The sequence below is a fragment of the Streptomyces sp. NPDC058195 genome, assembly GCF_042883525.1.
GTDB lineage: Bacteria > Actinomycetota > Actinomycetes > Streptomycetales > Streptomycetaceae > Streptomyces.
Genome location: NZ_JBHVVM010000007.1, coordinates 65,517 through 84,970 on the forward strand (window position 1 = coordinate 65,517; position 19,454 = coordinate 84,970).

Here is a 19,454-nt window from a genome sequence, read left to right on the forward strand (position 1 = left end):
CGTCCGTGTCCGGCTTCGGAGGCCCGCGCAGACGGAAAGCCCTTTCGGGTTGCTGTGACCTTCGACACATTGCTTGTTTCGTGCCGTACACACTCACGTCGTACACGTGTCATGGCCATGACTTGCAGGTGACGGCCGGTACACACGCGCGCGAGGAAGTCCGCATTGCCGCGCCTCGGGGTCTTTTCGGTTCACACCCGCTTAACGCGCGTAGACACCGAGGGTCAGACGGAACATCACGACCTGTTGACCCCGCCGAGTCCCCACCAGTTAACTACCGCAGATCACGCCCAACGGACCCTTGAATCGGGGGACTTCATGTCGATGCCGTTACCCGGCGCACCCGTTTTGCTCTCGGCGCCGGACCTGGTCATCGCGGTCAATCCGCTCCACCGCCCCTCCCCCCGGCTGACCGCCGCGGCGGCGCGGGCGGGCGCACTCGGCGTGCTGGAGCTGCCCATCGGGGACGCGCGTGAGGCCGAGGAGTTACTGGCCCGTACGGACCGCTGGACCCGGGCACCGTTCGGCGTACGGCTCCGCCCCGGCTGCGTGCTGCCGGACGGCGACAGCGCGGACTCGCTCCCCGGAGGCGCGGCCACCGTCCTGCTGGCCGATTCCGCCCGCAGCCCCGCGGGCTTCCCCGGCCGCCGGGTCCTGGTGGAGGTCACCTCCCTGGCCGAGGCCCACGAGGCGGCCCGTGACGGGGCACATGGCCTGGTGGCACGCGGCCACGAGAGCGGCGGCCGCGTCGGGGAACTGAGCACGTTCATCCTCCTCCAGCAGATCCTGGCCGACGAGGCGCTGGACCTCCCGGTGTGGGCCTGCGGGGGCATCGGCCCCTACAGCGCGGCGGCGGCCGTCGCGGGCGGCGCCGCCGGAGTGGTGATCGACACCCAGCTGGCGCTGTTCGACGAGGCCGAGTCCCCTGCCGGGGCCGCGGACGCCCTGCGCGGGCTCGACGGTTCCGAGACCGTGGTGCACCACGGCCACCGGGTGCTGCGCCGCCGGGGCCCCGGGGCGCCCCGGCCGCCCGAGGACGCCGCGGAGTTCGCCGCCCGGATCGGCGCGGACGATCTGCGCACCCAGTTCCTCCCGGTGGGGCAGGACGTCTACCTGGCCGGTTCGTTCGCCCGGCGCTACCCCAACGTCTCGCGGGCCCTGCGCGCGGTCCGCGACGCCGTCGCCGGGGCGCTGTCCGAAGGCGCCCGGGGAGACGCGCTGGCGGCGGGCTCGCCCGGGGCCCGGACGCTCGGCTGCGCCCTGCCCATCGCCCAGGGGCCGATGACCCGGGTCAGCGACCGGCCCGCGTTCGCCGCGGCCGTCGCGGACGAGGGCGGACTGCCGTTCCTCGCACTGGCGCTGGCGGGGCCCGAGCGCACCCGCGCCATGCTGGAGGAGACCAGGGACCTGCTCAAGGAGCGCGCCTGGGGCGTCGGCATCCTGGGCTTCGCGGACGACGCGGTGAAGGACGCCCAGCTGGAAGTGGTCCGTGAGCTGCGGCCCTCCCACGCGATCATCGCGGGCGGCAGGCCCGCGCAGGCCGCCGCCCTGGAGGCCGAGGGCATCACCGCCTTCCTCCACGTTCCCTCGCCGGGGCTGCTGCGGCAGTTCCTGGCCGCCGGGGCCCGCCGGTTCGTCTTCGAGGGCTCGGAGTGCGGCGGCCATGTGGGCCCGCGCGGCAGCTTCCCGCTGTGGCAGGCGCAGACCGAGGTACTGCTCGATTTCCTCGCCGAGTCCGGCGGCCGGGGCGCGGACGAGCTGACCGTGCTCCTCGCGGGCGGTATCCACGACGCGCGGTCGGCGGCGATGGCGGCGGCCCTGGCCGCCCCGCTGACCCGGGCCGGGGTGGGCTTCGGCGTACTGATGGGCACGGCGTACCTGTTCACCGAGGAGGCCGTGACCGCCGGGGCGATCCAGCCGCTGTACCAGCGTCAGGTGATCGCCGCGGACCGTACCGACCTCCTGGAGACCGCCCCCGGGCACGCCACCCGCTGCGCGCACTCCGCGATCACCCGGGACTTCGCGGCCCTCAAGGACGGTCTGCGCGAGCGCGGGGTGCCCGACCGGGAGGCGTGGGAACAGCTGGAGCGGTTCAACGTCGGGCGGCTGCGGCTGGCGTCCAAGGGCATCGAGCGGGCCGGCGACGAGCTGCTGGCGGTGGGTGAGGACCGCCAGGCGCACGAGGGCATGTTCATGGCGGGCGAAGTGGTGGTGCTGCGGCACGGCCCGACCAGGGTGGCGGCGCTGCACGCCTCGGTGACCGAGGACGCGGCCCGTCTGCTGCGGGAGCGCTCCGCAGGTCCGGACGCCCCCGCCGAGAAGCCCGCGCCGCTGCGGATCGCGGTGATCGGGATGGCCGGGATGTTCCCCGGCGCGGCCGATCTGGCCGAGTTCTGGGCCAACGTCCTGTCCGGCGCGGACTGTGTGACGGAGGTTCCGGCGGACCGCTGGGACGCGGAGCTCTACTACGCGCCGGACGGCGACGGCGAGCGCACTCCGTCGCGCTGGGGCGGCTTCCTGCCCGAGATCCCCTTCGACCCGCTGGTGTACGGCATCCCGCCGGCCTCGCTCGCGAGCATCGAGCCGGTGCAGCTGCTGGCGCTCGAAGCGGCCCGCCGGACGCTGGTGGACGCCGGGTACGACGCGCCGGGCACCGACCACCGGCGCACCTCGGTGATCTTCGGGGCTGAGGCGGGCAGCGACCTGTCCAACGCGACGACGCTGCGCACGGTGCTGCCCGCCTACACCGGGAGTGTTCCGGCGGGACTGGACGAGCAGCTGCCGCGCCTGACCGAGGACTCCTTCCCGGGGATGCTGGCCAATGTCATCGCGGGCCGGATCGCCAACCGGCTCGACCTGGGCGGCGCCAACTACACGGTGGACGCGGCCTGCGCCTCCTCGCTGACGGCGGTGGACGCGGCCTGCAAGGAACTGGTGACCGGTACCAGCGACCTGGTGCTGTGCGGCGGCGCCGATCTGCACAACGGCATCAACGACTACCTGCTGTTCTCCTCGGTGCACGCGCTCTCCCCCTCCGGCCGCTCGGCCACCTTCGACAGCGGCGCCGACGGCATCGCGCTCGGCGAGGGCGTGGGGTGCGTGGCGCTGAAACGGCTCGCCGACGCGGAGCGCGACGGGGACCGGATCTACGCCGTCATCGACGGGGTGGGCAGCGCGAGCGACGGCCGGGCGCTGGGGCTGACCGCGCCCCGTCCCGAGGGCCAGCGCGCGGCGCTGGAGCGGGCGTACGCGGGCGCGGGCGTCTCCCCCGCCGAGGTGGGCCTGATCGAGGCGCACGGCACCGGCACCGTCGTCGGTGACCGCACCGAACTCGCCACGCTCACCGAGATGTTCACCGAGTCCGGCGCACCGGCCGGGAGCTGTGCGGTCGGGTCGGTCAAATCCCAGATCGGGCACACCAAGTGCGCGGCGGGCATGGCTGGTCTGATCAAGACGGCGCTCGCCCTCCACCACGGGATCAGGCCGCCGACGCTGCACGTCCGCGAACCCAACGCGGCCTGGGACAAGGCGTCGAGCCCGTTCGTCTTCCACACCGAGGCCCGCCCCTGGCCGGCGGAGCCGGACCGGCGGATCGCCGGGGTCAGCGCCTTCGGATTCGGCGGCACCAACTTCCATGTGGTGATGCGCGCCCACGAGCAGGCACCGGCGCCCCACGCCCTGGACAGCTGGCCCGCCGAGCTGTTCGTGTTCCGCGGCGACGACCGGGCCGCCGCCCGCTCCGTACGGCGGCTGCTGGATCTGCTGGAGCGGGGCGGGACGTGGCGGCTGCGGGACTACGCCCGGCACGCCGCGCTCCGCGCCGACCGGGCCGCGCTGAACGGGGAGCCGGTCCGGTACGCGGTGGTGGCCGAATCGATCGAGGCGCTGCCCGGCCTGCTGGAACGGGCCGCCGCCGGTGAACACGCCCCCGGTGACGGGGTCTTCGCGGCAGAACGGGAACGGGAGGGGCTGTACGGGGACGCGGCGGAGAATCCCGCCGGGGCGCTGGCGTTCCTCTTCCCCGGACAGGGCAGCCAGCGGCCGGGCATGCTGGCGGACCTCTTCGTCGCCTTTCCCGAGCTCCACCGCTACCTGCACCTCGGCGCGCGGTGGGCCGAGGCGCTGCACCCGCCCGCCGCCTTCGACGCGGACACGAAGGCCGGGCAGCTGGCCCGGATCACCGACACGGCGGTGGCCCAGCCGGTGCTGGGCATCGTGGAGCTGGCCGCCGCCGAACTGCTCGGCAGCCTGGGCGTGCGGCCCGCGATGGCGGCGGGGCACAGCTACGGCGAACTGGCCGCGCTGGGCGCCGCCGGGGTGTTCGCGCCGCAGGACCTGCTGGCGGCGAGCGCCGCCCGCGCCGCGGCGATCCTCGGCGCGGCCGACGGCGGCGACCGGGGTGCGATGGCCGCCGTGAACGCCTCCGCGGAGCGGATCGAGGAGGTGCTGCGGCTCTCCGGCCGCCACGGCGACGTCGTGACCGCCAACCACAACTCGCCGGAACAGACCGTCATCTCGGGCCCGGCCCAGGCGGTGGACGCGGCCGGTGCCGCACTGCGGGACGCCGGTCACTCGGTCACCGGGCTCCAGGTGGCCTGCGCCTTCCACAGTCCGCTGCTGTCGGGGGCGGGCGAGACCTTCGCCGGGCATCTGGCGGGGGTCGTGATGCATCCGCCCGCCTTCGGCGTATGGGCGAACCGGACCGCCGCGCGCTACCCGGACGCGCCCGAGGAGATCCGCGCCTGGCTGGCGGCCCAGATCGAGGCGCCGGTGCGGTTCACCGAGCAGATCGAGGCCATGTACGCGGCGGGCGCCCGGGTCTTCGCCGAGGTCGGCCCCGGCCGCATGATGGCGCGGCTGGTGGACGCGATCCTCAAGGACCGCCCGCACCGCACCGTCTGCCTGGCCGCCGACCGCCGGGGCGGGCTGCGCGGACTGCTCGACGCCCTGGCCCGGCTCGCGGTCCTCGGCATCGACGTACGCCTGGCCCGGCTCGTCCAGGGCCGCGACTGCGTCGACCCCGAGACCGCCGCCGCGCCGCGCGCGGCGGGCTGGACGGTCGACGGCCATCTGCTGCGCCGCGCCGACGGCACCATTCCGTCGGGCGCCCTCCATCCCCCCACCCAGATATCGGAGTCGGTCGTGCCGGAGCATCCCCACCCCAGCGGTTCCCTGTCCGGCCCCGACGCCCTGATCGCTGAGTTCCTGCGCAGCAGCCGGGACATGGTCGCCGCCCAGCGCGACGTGCTGCTGCGCTATCTGGGCGGTCCCGAGGGCGGCCACCCGGCGGCGGTACCGGGCACGCCGGTGTACGCCCCGGCCGTGGCGTACGAGCCGCCCGCGCGGCCCGTACCCGCGCTCCAGGCCGCTGCGGCTCCCGCCGCGGCGGAGACGGCCGTGGCGTCCCCGCCCGCCACCGACCGGGCCGGGGTCCTCGGCGCCGTCCTCGATGTCGTCGCCGACCGCACCGGCTACCCGGTCGACATGATCGAACCCGAGCTCGACCTGGAGGCGGACCTCAGCGTCGACTCCATCAAGCGCGCCGAGATAGCGGGCGAGCTGGCCGGACGGCTCGGGCTGCCCACCAACACGCCCGACGGTCTGGACCGCCTCAGCGCGGCCCGTACCGCCGCCGCCCTCACCGACCTGCTCGTCGAGGCACTCGGCACCGGCACCCCGCGGCCCGAGGCCGCCGCGCCGGCACCGGCGGTGGCCGAACCGGCCGTGCCCGGGGCGGCCGAGCCGGAGATCATCGCCCCCGTCCGGCTGGAGTTCACCGAGGAGCCGCTGCCCGCGGTGACCGCCGCGCTCCCGGCCGGGGCCCGGGTCCTGCTGCTCGGCGGCGGCGCGTGCGCCGAAGCCCTCGCGAACCGGCTGCGGGAGGCGGGCGCCGATCCGTTCACCGCCGACGACGTGCCCGCCGACCTCCCCGGCACCGTGATCTACCTGGGCGCCCTGGACGCCGACACCCCGCCGCTGCCCGACGCCCTGCCGCTGTTCCAGAAGCTGCTCGCGGCGGCCCCGGCCCGGCTGATCGCGGTGGAGCGGCGCGCCGGGGGCGCGGTCAGCGGGCTGCGCGGCTTCTTCCGTACGGTCGCCCGCGAGTACCCCGCGTGCGACGCGACCCTGCTGGAGGTGGCGGAGGGCGCCGATGCCGGGGATGTCGCCGGGGCCCTGCTCACCGAGGCCGCGGCCACCGACCGGGAGCCGGTCGTGCTCACCGACGCGGCCGTACGGCGGGCGCTGCGGCTGACCCCGACCGGGCTGGGCGCGCTCGCCGAGACCGGTGCGGGCCCGGCCGGGGACGGGGTGGCGGAGGCGGAGGCCGTCGGTCTCGACCGGGACGCCGTGGTGCTCATGGTCGGCGGCGCGCGCGGCATCACCGCCCGGTTCGCCCGGACGCTGGCCGCCACCAGCCGCTGCCGCCTGGTCCTGATGGGCCGTACGCCGGTGCCGACGGAGGCCGAGGACCCGGCGACGGCGGGGGCCCAGGGCCGTGACGCGCTGCGCCGGGCGCTGCTGGCGACGGGGCTGACGCAGCCCGCCGAGATCGAGCGCAGGCTGCATTCCCTGCTGGCGGCCCGCGAGGTGCGCGGCACCCTGCGGGAGTTGCGGGAGCTGGGCAGCCAGGCCCGCTACCTCTGCGTGGACGTGCTGGACACCGAGGCCGTCAGCACCACGGTGAAGGAGGTGCACCGGGAGTACGGCCGTCTCGACGGGGTCGTCTACGCGGCCGGGGTCATCGAGGACAAGCTGATCGCGGAGAAGACCGCCGCTTCCTTCGACCGGGTCTTCTCCACCAAGGTCCAGGGGGCCAGGGCGGTGCTGGACGCGGTGGACACACTGCCCAGCGGGCCGCGTTTCGCGGTGCTCTTCGGCAGCATCGCGGCGGCCCTGGGCAACCGCGGCCAGTGCGACTACGCGAGCGCCAACGACGCCCTGGAGGAGCTGGGCCGCCGGTGGACCAGGCCCGGCCGTCGCGGGTTCACCGTGCACTGGGGCCCCTGGGCCGCGGAGGAGACCGGCGGCGGCATGGTGACCCCCGAGCTGATGCGCTCGTACGCGGCCCGCGGTATCAAGCTGATCGACCCGGACGAGGGCCCGCTGAGCCTGCTGCGGGAACTGGCCTGGGGTCTGCCCGAGACGCACGCCACGGTCTACACCGCCTCGGGCTGGTGACCGGCGTGCCCGCATCCACCCCGGTCGCGGTCGTCGGCATGGACGTCTTCCTCCCGGGCGCCGCCGACCTGGACACGTACTGGCAGAACATCGTCGGCGGGGTGGACGCCATCACGCAGGTGCCGGACGACTGCTGGGACGCCGGCTTCTACGCGCCGGGTGCCACGGACGGGGACCGGCGCAGCGACCGGATCTACTGCCGGCGCGGCGGGTTCGTGGACCGGACGGCCGAGTTCGACGTGGCACGGTTCGGGATCATGCCGTCGTCGGTGGCGGGGACCGAGCCGGACCAGCTGATCGCGCTGGAGGTGGCGCACCGCTCGCTCCAGGACGCCGGGGGCGCCGGTGTCCTGCCGTCCGCGCGGGAGCGGGCCGGGATCGTGCTGGGCCGGGGCGGCTACCTGACACCCGGTCTGGTCCGCCTGGACCAGCGGGTGCGTACCGCGCACCAGTTGGTGCGGACGCTGGGCGAGCTGGCCCCGCAGCTCGGCGCGGACCAGCTGGAGCGGGTGCGTGCGGCGTTCACCGAGCAGCTCGGGCCCGAGCAGCCGGAGTCCGCGATCGGGCTGGTGCCGAACCTGGTGGCCTCCCGGGTCGCCAACCGGCTCGATCTGCGCGGGCCCGCGTACACGGTCGACGCGGCGTGCGCGTCCTCGCTGATCGCGGTCGACCACGCGGTGCGCGAACTGGCCTCGGGGCGCTGCGACCTGATGCTGGCGGGCGGGGTGCACCACTGCCACGACATCACTCTGTGGAGCGTCTTCAGCCAGCTCGGGGCGCTCTCCCCCTCCGAGCGCATCCGCCCCTTCCACAGCGGCGCGGACGGGGTGCTGATCGGCGAGGGCACCGGGGTGGTCGTCCTGAAGCGGCTCGCCGACGCCGAACGGGACGGGGACCGTGTCTACGCCGTGATCACCGGTACCGGTGTGGCGGCGGACGGCCGCACGGCGAGCCTGCTCGCCCCGGACCCGGGCGGGCAGGTCCGTGCGGTGCGCCAGGCGTGGCAGGCCGCCGGGCTCGATCCCAGGGCCGCCGGGTCGATCGGCCTGCTGGAGGCGCACGGCACCGCGACCCCCGCCGGTGACAGGGCCGAACTCGCCACGCTCGCCGAGGTGTTCGGCCCGGCCGGGCCGGACGGCCGGGCGGTCATCGGCTCGGTGAAGTCGATGATCGGGCACACCATGCCCGCCGCCGGGATCGCCGGGCTGATCAAGGCGGCGCTGGCCGTGTACCACGGGGTGCTCCCCGCGACACTGCACTGCGAGGACCCCCATCCGGCGCTCGCGGACACCCGGTTCGCCCCGCTGGCCCAGGCCCGCCCCTGGCAGGACCCGGCGGACGGTGCGCCGCGCCGGGCGGGGGTGAACGCCTTCGGCTTCGGCGGCATCAACGCCCACGTGGTGCTGGAGCAGCCGGTTACGGCGGCGTCCCGGGCCGTGCCCCGGGTGGTGGTGAGCGAGCCGGAGCGGGTGCTGCGGCTGACCGCCGGCACGGTCGACGAGCTGGCCGGGCTGCTGGCCGGTGACGACGCCTCCGTCCTGGCCGCGGGCCGGGACGAGCGGGCCCCGGGCGGTGGCCCGGTGCGCCTGGGCATCGTCGCCCCGACCGAACGCAGGCTGAAGCTGGCCCGCAAGGCCGTGGCCAGGGGCGTGCCGTGGCGGGGGCGCAGTGACGTGTGGTTCACCCCGCGTCCGGTGCTGGGGGCGGGCGGCGGGCTGACCGCGTTCGTCTTCCCCGGGCTGGAGGCCGAATTCACGCCGCGCGTCGAGGAGCTGGCCGCCCGCTTCGCACTCCCCTGGTCCCCGGGCTCCGACGCGCGGGTCGGTGACGTGGGTCGGCACGGTGCCGCCGTCTTCCAGCTCGGCCGCCTGCTGGACACGGCACTGCGCCGGGTGGGTGTGGTGCCGGACGCCGTCGCCGGGCACAGTGTCGGCGAGTGGACGGCGATGGCCTGCGGCGGCATCCACGCGGCCGACGAGGTCGACGCGTTCCTCTCCGCCTTCGACCCGGACGCGCTGCGGGTGCCGGGCGTCGCCTTCGGGGTGCTGGGCATGCCCGCCGGACAGGTGCTGGAGGCGCTCGGGGACCGGGAGGACGTCGTGCTCTCGCACGACAACGCGCCGCGCCAGTCGATGATCTGCGGCCCCGAGGAGGCGGTGACCGCCCTGGTGCACCACTTCCGCGCCCAGGGCGTCATCTGCCAGGTGCTGCCGTTCCGCTCCGGGTTCCACACCCCCCTGCTGTCACCGTATCTGGGGCCGATCCGGGAGGCCGCCGAGCGGTACTCGCTGCACCCGCAGACCACCCCGGTCTGGTCCGCGACCACCGCCGCGCCCTTCCCGGCCGAGGAGGCGGCGGTGCGCGAGCTGTTCGTGCGCCATCTGCTGGAGCCCGTCCGCTTCCGCCAGACCGTCCTCGCGCTCCACGCGGCCGGGTTCCGGGCCTTCGTGCAGCTCGGCGCGGGCCAGCTCGGCTCGCTCATCGACGACACCCTCGCCGGGCAGGACCGGCTGGTCGTCTCGGCGCACTCCGCGGCGCACGACAGCCTCGCGCAGCTGCGCCGGGTGGTGACCGCGCTGTGGACGGAGGGCGCCGCCCCGGACGCCGCCCCGCTGCTCACCCCCGGCGCGACCGGGGCCGGGGCCGGGGCCCGCGCGGCGGAGCGCACCGCGCGTTCCGGGCGGCCGGGGGTACGCCTGGACCTCGGCGGGGCCCTGGTGTCCCTGCCCTCGCGGGAGCACGGTCTGCTGGCCCGGACATCCGGGGCCGGGACCAGCACCGCGCTCCCGGTCCCCGGTGCGGCGCACGACCCGCTGAGCGCCGAGCTGTCCGCGCTGCTCGACGACACCGTGTCGGTGGCCAGGGAGCTCATCGGTGCCCGCGGCCTCGGCCGCCGGGCCCCCGGCGCCCGGCCGGTCCGCCCGGCGAGCCCGGTCCCGCCTCCCCCGGCCCCGGGGGGACCGGGCCCCGGGGAACCGGCCCGTTCGGCGGGCCCGGTGCGGGCGGAACGGGCACTGCGGGTGGACGTGGCCACGATGCCCTATCTGCTGGACCACTGCTTCTTCCGCCAGCGCCCCGGCTGGCCCGACGAGGGGGACCGCTGGCCCGTGGTGCCCGCCACCACGGTCATCACCCACCTCATGGAGTTCGCCGAGCGGGCCCGCCCCGGGACGCGTGCCGTCGCCGTGCACGACGTGCGGCTGCTGAAGTGGATCGCCGCGATCCCCTCGGTACAGGTGCCGGTGGAAGTGCGGGACGTGGCCCCGGACCGGGTGGAGGTCGCCCTGACCGGCTACTCACGGGCGGTCGTCGAGCTGGCGCCGCGCTATCCCGAGGCCCCGGCGATGTGGCCCACCGCCCCGGCCGCGGAGCGCAGGCCCGAGCTGCGCGCGGAGCAGCTGTACACGGACCGGTGGATGTTCCACGGCCCCCGCTTCCAGGGGGTGAGCGAACTGACGGCCGAGGCCGACCACTACGTACGAGGAGTGCTGACCACTCCCGAGGCGCCCGGCGCGCTGCTGGACAACGTGGGCCAGCTGCTCGGCTACTGGATCATGTCGAAGCTCGACGAACGCACCACGGTCTTCCCCGTCGCCATGGAACGCATCCGCTTCTTCGGCCCCCACCCCGCCCCCGGGACCAGGCTGACCTGCGCGATCCGCATCACCGAGGTGACCGGTTCGACGCTCACCGCCGATATGCGTCTCAGCCATGAGGGCCGGGTGTGGGCCGAGTTCACCGGCTGGCAGGACCGGCGCTTCGACAACGACGCGACGATGCGGGCGGTCGACCGCTTCCCCGGCGCCAACACGCTCTCCGAGCGGCACCCCGGCGGCTGGCTGGCGGTCCGGGAGCGCTGGCCCGACCTCGCCACCCGCGAACTGGTGATGCGCAACATGCTGGGAAGCGCGGAACGCGAGGTGTACGACGGGCTGAAGCCCATGGTCCGCCGCCGCTGGCTGCTCGGCCGGATCGCCGCCAAGGACGCGGTGCGCACGCTGCTGTGGCAGGAGGGCCGGGGCGACATCTACCCGGCGGAGGTGGCCGTGCACAACGCCGCGTCCGGCCGGCCGCTGGTGCGCGGGGTGCACGGGTGCGAGCTGGGCGAGGGGCTGGTCGTCTCGCTGGCGCACTGCCGGGAGACCGGTGTGGCCCTAGCACGCCGGGGCCCCTGCGGGATCGACATCGAGGAGATCGCCGAACGCTCGCGCGACACCATGACGGCCTCCTGCGGTCCGGCGGAACTGGCCCTGCTGGACGGGCTCGTGGCAGCGGGCGAGGAGAGCGCGGCGGTCTGGTTCACCCGGTTCTGGACGGCCAAGGAGGCGGTCTCCAAGCGGCTCGGGACCGGGCTGCGGGGCCGCCCAGCCGACTTCCGGGTGGTCTCCGCGACCCCCGGACGGCTGAGCGTGGCGGCCGAGGGGGTGACGTACGAGGTGAGCAGCGCCGGGATGACCGGCGGGGTACGGGAGCCGGACGGACGGCGGTTCATCGTCGCCTGGACGACGGACGACAGAACGACAGGAGCCCAGAATGACCACTGAAGCGACCGAAGCGATCGGACGGAGCGCCGCGACGGCCACCGTCCCACCGGACGAACTGCGCGCGAGAACCCTCGACGACATCGCGGGCATGCTCCGCGAGCTGCTGGCCGAGGAGGGGCTGGACGATGTCGGGATCGAGCGGGGAACCCGGTTCCACGACGATCTCGAACTGGAGAGCATCGACCTGGTCACGCTCGCCGGTTCGCTGCGCGAGCACTATGGCGAAAAGGTCAATGTGGCCCTGTTCATCGCCGATCTGGAGCTCGACGAGATCATTGCCCTGACGGTGGGTCAGCTCGTCGATTTCGTGACGGACTCACTGCGGGCCGCGCCGTGAGCCGGGGCGCCTTCCCCGCCGGGTGAGGCGCCCGCTCCCGTGCCCGTCCGGCGCCCCCGCGCCACCACCCCACGAAAGGGCCAACCCCCCATGCCCAAGATCCGTACCGGCGAGATCACCACCCACGTCCAGCAGTTACCCGCCACCGCCGTGCCCGCTCACGGCGGTGAGCCACAGGTCGTCGTCTTCGTCCACGGACTGCTGACCGACAGCCTCGCCAGCTACTACTTCACGCTCGGCCCCGCCTTCGCCGCCGCCGGGCACGATGTCGTCATGTACGACCTGCGCGGCCACGGGCGCAGCGACCGGCCGCGCACCGGCTACCGCCTGGAGGCGTTCGTCGACGATCTGGCGGCGCTGCTGGACGGACTGGGCCGCACCGGCCGGGTGCACCTGGTCGGCAACTCCTTCGGAGGGACGGTCGCCGCCGGGTTCGCCGCCTGGTATCCGAACCGGGTGGCCACCATCACCATGATCGAGTCCGAACCGCCGGTCGCCCTGTGGAACGAGCACATGAAGGCGGGGCTCGCGGACGCCAAGGAGCATCTGGTCCTGGAGGAGTCGCTCAGCTGGATCGCCGCCCACCACGGCGCTCACACCGCCCGGCTCTCGCGCAACGCGGGCCGCATCCTGCGGGCGACGACGCTGGCCGAGGACGTGCCGCTGAGCCGGACCATCGAGGACGACCTGTCGGCGCTGGCCTGCCCGCTGCTCGCCGTCTTCGGGGACGAGTCGGGGCTCAGCGCCCAGGTGCCGGACCTGGAGGAACGGGTGGCTGGCTGCCGCACGGTGGTCCTGCCGGAACAGGGGCACTCGGTGCTGGTCGAACAGCCTGCCGTCACCCGGGACCTCATCCTGGGATGGATCGCCGAGCACACCCCGGCGGGAGCGTTGCGGTGACGCGTTTCCTGCTGGTCGTGCCGCCCCTGGTCGGTCACATCAACCCGCTGGTCGGGGTGGCCGACGAGCTGGCCGGGCGCGGGCACGACATCGCCTGGTGCGGGAACGCCGAGCAGCTCGGGCGGCTCGTGGGCGGGGACGCGCGGATCTACGACTGCCCGATGCCGGTCGACGGACGGATGGTCCGGCCGCCGGGACTGACCGGTCCGGCCGCGTTCCGGTTCCTGTGGGAGAACTTTTTCGTCCCGCTCGCCGAGGCGATGGCCCCGGGCGTCGATGCCGCCGTCGGCGACTTCGCGCCCGACCTGGTCCTCACCGACCAGCACACACTGGCCGGTGCGCTCGTCGCGGAACGGAGGGGCATCACGTACGTCAGCTCGGCCAGCACCTCGGCCGAACTCATCGACCCGCTCGCCGCGTTCCCGAAGATCGGTGCGTGGCTGCGGGAGCTGATGGACGGGCTGCGCCGCCGCATCGGAGACCCCGGCGCCGAGGGTGATCCGCGGTTCTCCCCTCACGGGGTGGTGGCCTTCACGGGGCGCGAACTGCTCGGTGACGCGCCGCTGCCGCACGACCGGGTCCGGCTGGTCGGCCCGGTCATCGCACCGCGCCCCGGCGACGGCGACTTCCCGTGGGAGGCGCTGGACGAGGGCCGCGCACTGGTGCTGGTCTCGCTGGGCACCGCCAACACCGACGCGGGGGGCCGCTTCCTGCGGGAGGCGGTCACCGCCCTCGACGCGCTCCGCGACCGGGTCCAGGGCGTGATCACCGACCCGGGCGGCCTGCTGGAGGACGTACCGGACGGCATTCTCGTACGGGGGTACGTGCCCCAGCTCGATCTGCTGGCACGGGCGTCCGCCGTGGTGTCGCACGGCGGGCACAACACCGTCTGCGAATCGCTGTGGCACGGGCTGCCGCTGGTCCTGGCCCCGATCCGGGACGACCAGCCGATCGTCACCGAGCAGGTGGTGGCGGCGGGCGCCGGTGTCCGGGTCAGGTTCGGACGGGTGGACGCGGCCCGGCTTCGAACGGCGCTGGAGACCGTCCTCGACGACACCGGAGGGCACCGGACCGCGGCCCGCGCCATCGGCCGCTCCCTGCGGGCGGCCGGTGGCCGGCGGGCCGCGGCCGATCTCGTGGAGAGTGCCGCGGCCGGCCGGGCCTGAGGTACGTCCGCCGCACCGGAGCGGGGGCGCCCGGCCGACCGGCCGAACACCCCCGCCCCCGCTTTCCCGGTCATTTCCCTTAATTATCACCCGGCGAGCCATCTGGATTCCCACCGGATTTCCACCGGATCTCCACCCGGACCTCCACCCAGATCTCCATCCGGATTTCCACCCCGGCAGGAAGGTCGGTATTTATTCTCCATCCCGCGGGCGCATCATTCCGCATGCCCTTTTCCAGGTTTCATCGCGGGGGAAATGAAGGCCGGTCGATTCAGCCGGTAATACCGTTGAGCAGTGCGAGATACCCGTCGCGGTGCCCGGCCGTGTTCGGGTGGTAGGACTCGTCCAGCTTGCTCCACTCCAGGCTCGTGACCCATTCGGGCCCCTTCGAGCAGATGGTGTGGGGGTCGAACGAGGACCTCGGGTCGAGGTAGGTGAACCCGGCGGCGGAGGCGGCCGCCGACTCCACCGCGGCCAGGGTGTCGGCCGCCGAGTTGAGCGCCGTGCGCTCCTTGTCGCTCAGCCCGAGGATGCCGCAGCTGCCACCGATGGTGTAGAGGCGCGGGTAGCCCACGACGACGACCCGGGCCTGGGGGGCGCGGGCCCGGATCGCGGCGTAGACCTGCTGGAGCTTGCCCGGGAGGTACCCGGTCGCGGCGGCCTTGGCGGCATCGACGCCCGCGACGCAGTCCTTGTCGTCGATGGTGAGGATGCAGTTCTTCAGCACCTCGACGAAGCCGACGTCGTTGCCGCCGACCTGAACGGTCACCAGGGTGGTGTCCGCGGTCACCTTGGGCACCTGGTTGGCCAGCATCTCCGTGGTGGTGTCACCGGAACACGACGCCTCGACGAAGGCGTAGCCGGTGTGCTGGGCCGCCCAGAGCCTGCTGTACGCCAGCGGCCCGCGGCGGCACGCGTCACCGGAGTTGTCGTACGTCCGTGTGCCGACACCCACCGCATAGGAGTCACCGAGCGCCACGTACTTTCCGCCCGCCGCTTGCGCCGGGGCGGCCGATATCGCTCCGGCCAATAAGGCGGAAGCCATAGCGAGAATGATCTTCAGGGATCTCATGGGGCCCTCTCCGATTGAGAAAATTTCCGACCCCCATGAAATACCATCGATGAATGCGACGGGAATACCCGTTCATCGGAAAAATCGAGAACTCCCGATGACGCCCGCGCGAACGGACACCGCTTTCTCCCGTCCCTCCCGGTACGGCACGGACGAGCGGATCGCCCCGGGCGTAGGCTGCGCTCAACATGGACACGGCAGGGGGGGCTGGACGGATGACGGCTGCGTCGCGTGAGTCGCTGGATTCGCCACCGAGGTGGGGTTCGGCCCTCGATTCGGTCGTGGTGTACGCGCGAGGCGCCGTCTGCCGTCGCCTGGCCCGGGGCAGTGTGCCGCCCGGCGGCCGGGTGCGGGTGACCGGACTGCCCCGCTCGCTGGATTCCGGCTCGCTGCGGGCCCGGGTCCTGGGGGACTCCGGAACACGGGTCGCCGCGGCCCGGGTGGAGGCCGAAGCCGAGCCGTCCGCCGCGGGCGCACCCGAGGGGCCGCGGCACGAGGTCGAGCGGCTGACCGAGGTGTGCGCGGCGGCACGGGGGCGGCGGGACCGGCAGCTGGGCCTGATCGAGGAGGTCGGCGCACTGCGCCCCGTCCCGCCTGCCCGCAGGCGCGAGGACCCGCACCGCCGCACCGCGGCCGATGCCTGGCTGGCCCTCGCCGACTTCGTCGACGCGCGGCTGACAAGCCTGCACGCCCGTCTGGCCGAGCTGGAGGAGGAGGTGCGCGAGGCGGAGCACCGGCTCGATCTGGCTGCCGGCCGTCTCGCCCGAGCTTCCACCGACGCGCCCTCGCCGCGTCTGGACACCACGGTCTGCGCGGTCCTGACGCTCGACGGTGACGTGGGCTCCGCAATCGAGGTGGAGCTGGAGTACGGGGTGCCGGGGGCCGTCTGGGTGCCGACGTACCGGCTGAGCCACCGTCAGGACGAGGACAGTGGCCGTCTGCTGCTGCGCGCCTCGGTCGCCCAGCGGACCGGCGAGGACTGGACGGACGTGCGCATCGCCCTGGCCACCGCCGATCTGCGGCGCCGCACCGGCCTGCCGAGGCTCCGCTCGGTGCGGATCGGCCGCGGCCAGCCCGCCCCCGCGCCCTCGGGCTGGCGCGAGCCCCCGGCCGGACTGAGCGATCTGTTCTCCGGTTACGACGCGGCGGGCCCCGTACCGGCTCCAACGGGCGTGCCCGTGAGCGCGGTCGCCGTGGCCGGTCCCGTACCGCCCCCGCCGCCTCCACCCCCTCCGCCGCCGACCGGGGCCCCGATGGCCGGGGGATACGGCGCTCCCCCGGCGGCCTTCCGCAGCATGCCGCCCGCGCCCGGGGGTGCCGCGCCCGCGGCACCCGGCCGGGCCGCACCGCCGCCCCCGCCCCCGGCACCGGGCCCACCGCAGCCGGGTGACACCGAGCTCGACTACGCCGGGCTCGTCCTGTGCGGCCCCGGCGAGCGGGGCGGCCGCCGGGGCAGGCTCTTTCCCGGTGCACCGTTCGACCCGGTGGCAGACGAGTTCCGCCGCCGCGCCGAGACCGTGGCCTCGCTGCCCCTGCCCGGCCACGCCGTGCGGCCCCGCGAGTCGGCGGGCTCCTTCGACCACCGCTTCGACGCCGCCGCGCGCGCCGACGTGCCCTCGGACGGCACCTGGCACACCGTCACCGTCGGGGAGATCCCGGTCGGTCTGCGGACCGAGCACCTCTGCGTGCCGTCCGTGGAGCAGACCGTGTACGCGGCCCTGGTCCTGTCCAACGCCACCGGCCAGGCGCTGCTCGCGGGCCCGGTGGAGGTCACCGTCGACGACGACTTCGTGCTGACCGCCGCGCTGCCCACGCTCGCCCCGGGCGGGGTGCGCCGGGTGGGGCTCGGCCCGGCGGAGGCCGTCCGCGTCACCCGCCGTACGCAACTGCGCGAGTCGGCCTCGGGCCTGCGCGGCACCACCACGGTGCTCGACCACCACGTCCACGTGGAGCTGGCCAACCGGCTCGCGAGACCGGTCACCGTGGAGGTCCACGAGCGGGTTCCGGTCACCTCCGACCCGGATGTACGGGTCGAGGAGCGGGCCGACTGGACGGTGCCCGAGGACGGCACCGGGCCCGAGCAGCACGCCCCGGGCACCCGCGTCTGGCGGCTGGACCTGGCCGCGGGCGCGACCGCCGCCCTCGACGGCGGCTACGAGATCCGCATCCCGGCCGGCAAGTCCCTGGCCGGCGGCAACCGAAGGAGCTGAGCCCACCATGTCCACGGACCCGAAGCCGATCGCCCTTCCCGTCACCGCCGTCACCTGTCTGGAGGACCGCGCCCATGTGGAGCGGACCGCTGTACTGGACCTGGTGGCCGGGGTCCAGCGGCTGCGTCTCGGCCCGGTCGGCGCGGCGGCGGTCGACCGGACCCTGCATGCCGAACTCACCTCAGGTCACGCCGCGACCGTGCTCGACGTACGGATCGTCCGTACATGGACACCGCGCGGACCGCAGCCGCCCGGCGACGGCGACTCCGCTCTGCGCCACCGCCTCCACGCCCTCGAAACGGAACTGCGGGAGCGGGAGCAGCTGCGTGACCGGCTCCGTACCCGCCTCGGGCTCCTCGGCCGGCTCGCCGACGATCTGCTCCGGGAGATCGGCGAGGGCACCGGTTCCGGGGAGAGCGAGCCCTCCCGCTGGACCCGTGAACTGGACCGCGCGGACGAGCAGCGCGACACGCACGCGGAACACCTTCGCGCCACCGAAGCCAGGCTGTCGGCACTCTCCACCGAACTCGCCGAGACCCGGCAGGCCATGGCGCTGGCCGAGGAGGAACCGGCCGAGCTGGTCGGACACATCGAGCTGACAGTGGCGGCCGGGGCGGCCGGGCCGGTCACGCTGCGCCTGAGCCATCTCACCCCGTGCGCGCTGTGGCGGCCCGCCTACCGGGCCGTGCTCGACGGGGACGCGCTGACGCTGGAGACCGACGCGGTGGTCTGGCAGCACACCGGCGAGGACTGGTCGGACGTGCGGCTGACCCTGTCGACGGCCCGCTCGTCCCTGGCCACCGGGCCGCCCCGGCTGGGCGAGGACCGGCTGACCCTGACGGACCGTTCCCCGGCCGAGCGCCGCACCATCGACGTGGAGCTGCGCGAGGAGGAGATCACGAGCCTGGGCCCCGCCCCGGTGCTCGGCCTGCCCGGGGTCGACGACGGCGGCGAGACCCGGGTCCTGCGGGCCCCGGCACCGGTCTCGGTGCCGGGCGACGGCCGCGCCCACCGGGTGCCGCTCTCCTCGTTCCGTACGGCCGCGCCCGCCGAGTACGCCTGCGCGCCGGAGCTTTCGCCACTGGTCACCCAGGTGGTCCGGTTCGGCAACCGGTCCGGCCACGCCCTGCTCGCCGGGCCCGTGGACCTGGTCCGCGACAGCGGTTTCACCGGGCGCGGCACGCTGGAGTTCACCGCCCCCGGCGCCCCGGTGGAGCTGTCCTTCGGCAGCTGCGACGACTACCGGGTGGTCCGCCGTACCGAGGAGTCCCGGGGCACCACCGGTCTGACCCAGCGGACCGTGGTCACCCGCACCGTGCGGCTGCACCTGTCACGGTTCTCGGCCCCCGGCGAGCGGGACGGGCGAACCGTCATGGTCCGCGAGCGTGTCCCGGTCTCCGAGGTCTCGGCGGTGGAGGTCCGCCTGCGTGAGGACGCCTGCTCCCCCGCCCCCGAGAAGGTCGACGCCGAGGGCATCGTCCACTGGGCCGTCCCCCTCCCGCCCGGCGGCCGGCGCACCGTCACCCTGGTGTACGAACTGTCGGCGAGCGCCAAGGTCACCGGCCTCTGAGCGGTGGCATCGGGGCCGTCGGACGGACTCCGCAAGCCCGGCGGGCCCTCACACCCCGGCTTGACGGGCGAGACGCCTCCCGGACGGAACAGGCTGTGCGCGTCGGACCAGGCCGACACCTACGCCGTGCGCAGCACCAGCGCGGCAGCCGCTATGAGGGTGAGCACGATCACCGGCGCCACCGCGTAGTCCTTGGCCCGCAGGTGAGTGATCACGGCTCCGGCGAAGTAGAGCACCAGCCCCGCGGCAGCGGCGATGCCGAGCGGCGCGACCACCAGGCCCGCGAGCAGGCCGAGCGCGCCCGCGCTCTTCGCGGTGGCGAGCCAGGGCAGCCAGGAATCCGGCACGCCCACCTTCGCCATGTTGCCCACGACCTGCGGATTGCGGGTGAACGTGAGGAAGGCTGAGGCTGCGGAGGCCAGCGCGAGCAGCGTGGCGACGACGACGTACCCGATGAACATGATGGAACGACTCCA

Annotated in this window: 9 protein-coding genes; 7 read left to right on the top strand and 2 right to left on the bottom strand. The window is 74.6% G+C overall.

Features of this window, described 5'->3' with window-relative positions; genetic code table 11:
• Window positions 1–318: 318 nt before the first annotated feature.
• The 5 genes from ACFVWY_RS11315 to ACFVWY_RS11335 all read left to right on the top strand — a co-directional run bounded on the left by ACFVWY_RS11315 (window position 319) and on the right by ACFVWY_RS11335 (window position 14,126).
• Window positions 319–7,179 (top strand): SDR family NAD(P)-dependent oxidoreductase, encoded by a 6,861-nt coding sequence (locus tag ACFVWY_RS11315; RefSeq protein WP_389869867.1) that lies wholly within the window; start codon window positions 319–321, stop codon window positions 7,177–7,179.
• Window positions 7,176–11,723, top strand: a complete 4,548-nt coding sequence (locus ACFVWY_RS11320; protein ID WP_389869869.1) for a beta-ketoacyl synthase N-terminal-like domain-containing protein — start codon at window positions 7,176–7,178, stop codon at window positions 11,721–11,723. Before ACFVWY_RS11315 ends, ACFVWY_RS11320 begins: the two co-directional genes overlap by 4 nt.
• Complete coding sequence (locus tag ACFVWY_RS11325) at window positions 11,713–12,060, top strand: acyl carrier protein (protein ID WP_389869872.1); 348 nt, start codon at window positions 11,713–11,715, stop codon at window positions 12,058–12,060. The genes ACFVWY_RS11320 and ACFVWY_RS11325 overlap by 11 nt, the downstream gene beginning before the upstream one ends.
• 90 nt (window positions 12,061–12,150) lie before the next feature.
• Complete coding sequence (locus tag ACFVWY_RS11330) at window positions 12,151–12,960, top strand: alpha/beta fold hydrolase (protein WP_389869875.1); 810 nt, start codon at window positions 12,151–12,153, stop codon at window positions 12,958–12,960.
• Window positions 12,957–14,126 carry a glycosyltransferase gene (locus tag ACFVWY_RS11335; RefSeq protein WP_389869878.1) on the top strand — a complete coding sequence of 390 codons (1,170 nt, stop codon included), beginning with the start codon at window positions 12,957–12,959 and terminating at the stop codon, window positions 14,124–14,126. Before ACFVWY_RS11330 ends, ACFVWY_RS11335 begins: the two co-directional genes overlap by 4 nt.
• Window positions 14,127–14,397: 271 nt before the next feature.
• Here the strand turns inward: ACFVWY_RS11335 and ACFVWY_RS11340 are convergent, their stop codons facing one another.
• Window positions 14,398–15,171, bottom strand: coding sequence for an SGNH/GDSL hydrolase family protein (locus tag ACFVWY_RS11340; protein WP_389869881.1), 774 nt, complete (start codon window positions 15,169–15,171; stop codon window positions 14,398–14,400).
• A gap of 308 nt (window positions 15,172–15,479) precedes the next feature.
• On the opposite strand from ACFVWY_RS11340, the gene ACFVWY_RS11345 reads away from it, so the two are divergent.
• Window positions 15,480–17,408 (top strand): DUF4139 domain-containing protein, encoded by a 1,929-nt coding sequence (locus ACFVWY_RS11345; protein ID WP_389869883.1) that lies wholly within the window; start codon window positions 15,480–15,482, stop codon window positions 17,406–17,408.
• 7 nt (window positions 17,409–17,415) lie between these two features.
• Complete coding sequence (locus tag ACFVWY_RS11350) at window positions 17,416–18,978, top strand: mucoidy inhibitor MuiA family protein (protein WP_389869886.1); 1,563 nt, start codon at window positions 17,416–17,418, stop codon at window positions 18,976–18,978.
• A gap of 119 nt (window positions 18,979–19,097) precedes the next feature.
• On the opposite strand, the gene ACFVWY_RS11355 is transcribed toward ACFVWY_RS11350, so the two are convergent.
• Window positions 19,098–19,439, bottom strand: a complete 342-nt coding sequence (locus tag ACFVWY_RS11355) for a DoxX family protein (protein WP_389869889.1) — start codon at window positions 19,437–19,439, stop codon at window positions 19,098–19,100.
• Between the last annotated feature and the right edge of the window lie 15 nt (window positions 19,440–19,454).

Coding starts and splice junctions, on each gene's coding strand:
- ACFVWY_RS11315 (WP_389869867.1), top strand. CDS start 319: ATGTCGATGCCGTTACCCGGCGCACCCGTTTTGCTCTCGGCGCCGGAC.
- ACFVWY_RS11330 (WP_389869875.1), top strand. CDS start 12,151: ATGCCCAAGATCCGTACCGGCGAGATCACCACCCACGTCCAGCAGTTA.
- ACFVWY_RS11350 (WP_389869886.1), top strand. CDS start 17,416: ATGTCCACGGACCCGAAGCCGATCGCCCTTCCCGTCACCGCCGTCACC.
- ACFVWY_RS11325 (WP_389869872.1), top strand. CDS start 11,713: ATGACCACTGAAGCGACCGAAGCGATCGGACGGAGCGCCGCGACGGCC.
- ACFVWY_RS11340 (WP_389869881.1), bottom strand. CDS start 15,171: ATGGCTTCCGCCTTATTGGCCGGAGCGATATCGGCCGCCCCGGCGCAA.
- ACFVWY_RS11355 (WP_389869889.1), bottom strand. CDS start 19,439: ATGTTCATCGGGTACGTCGTCGTCGCCACGCTGCTCGCGCTGGCCTCC.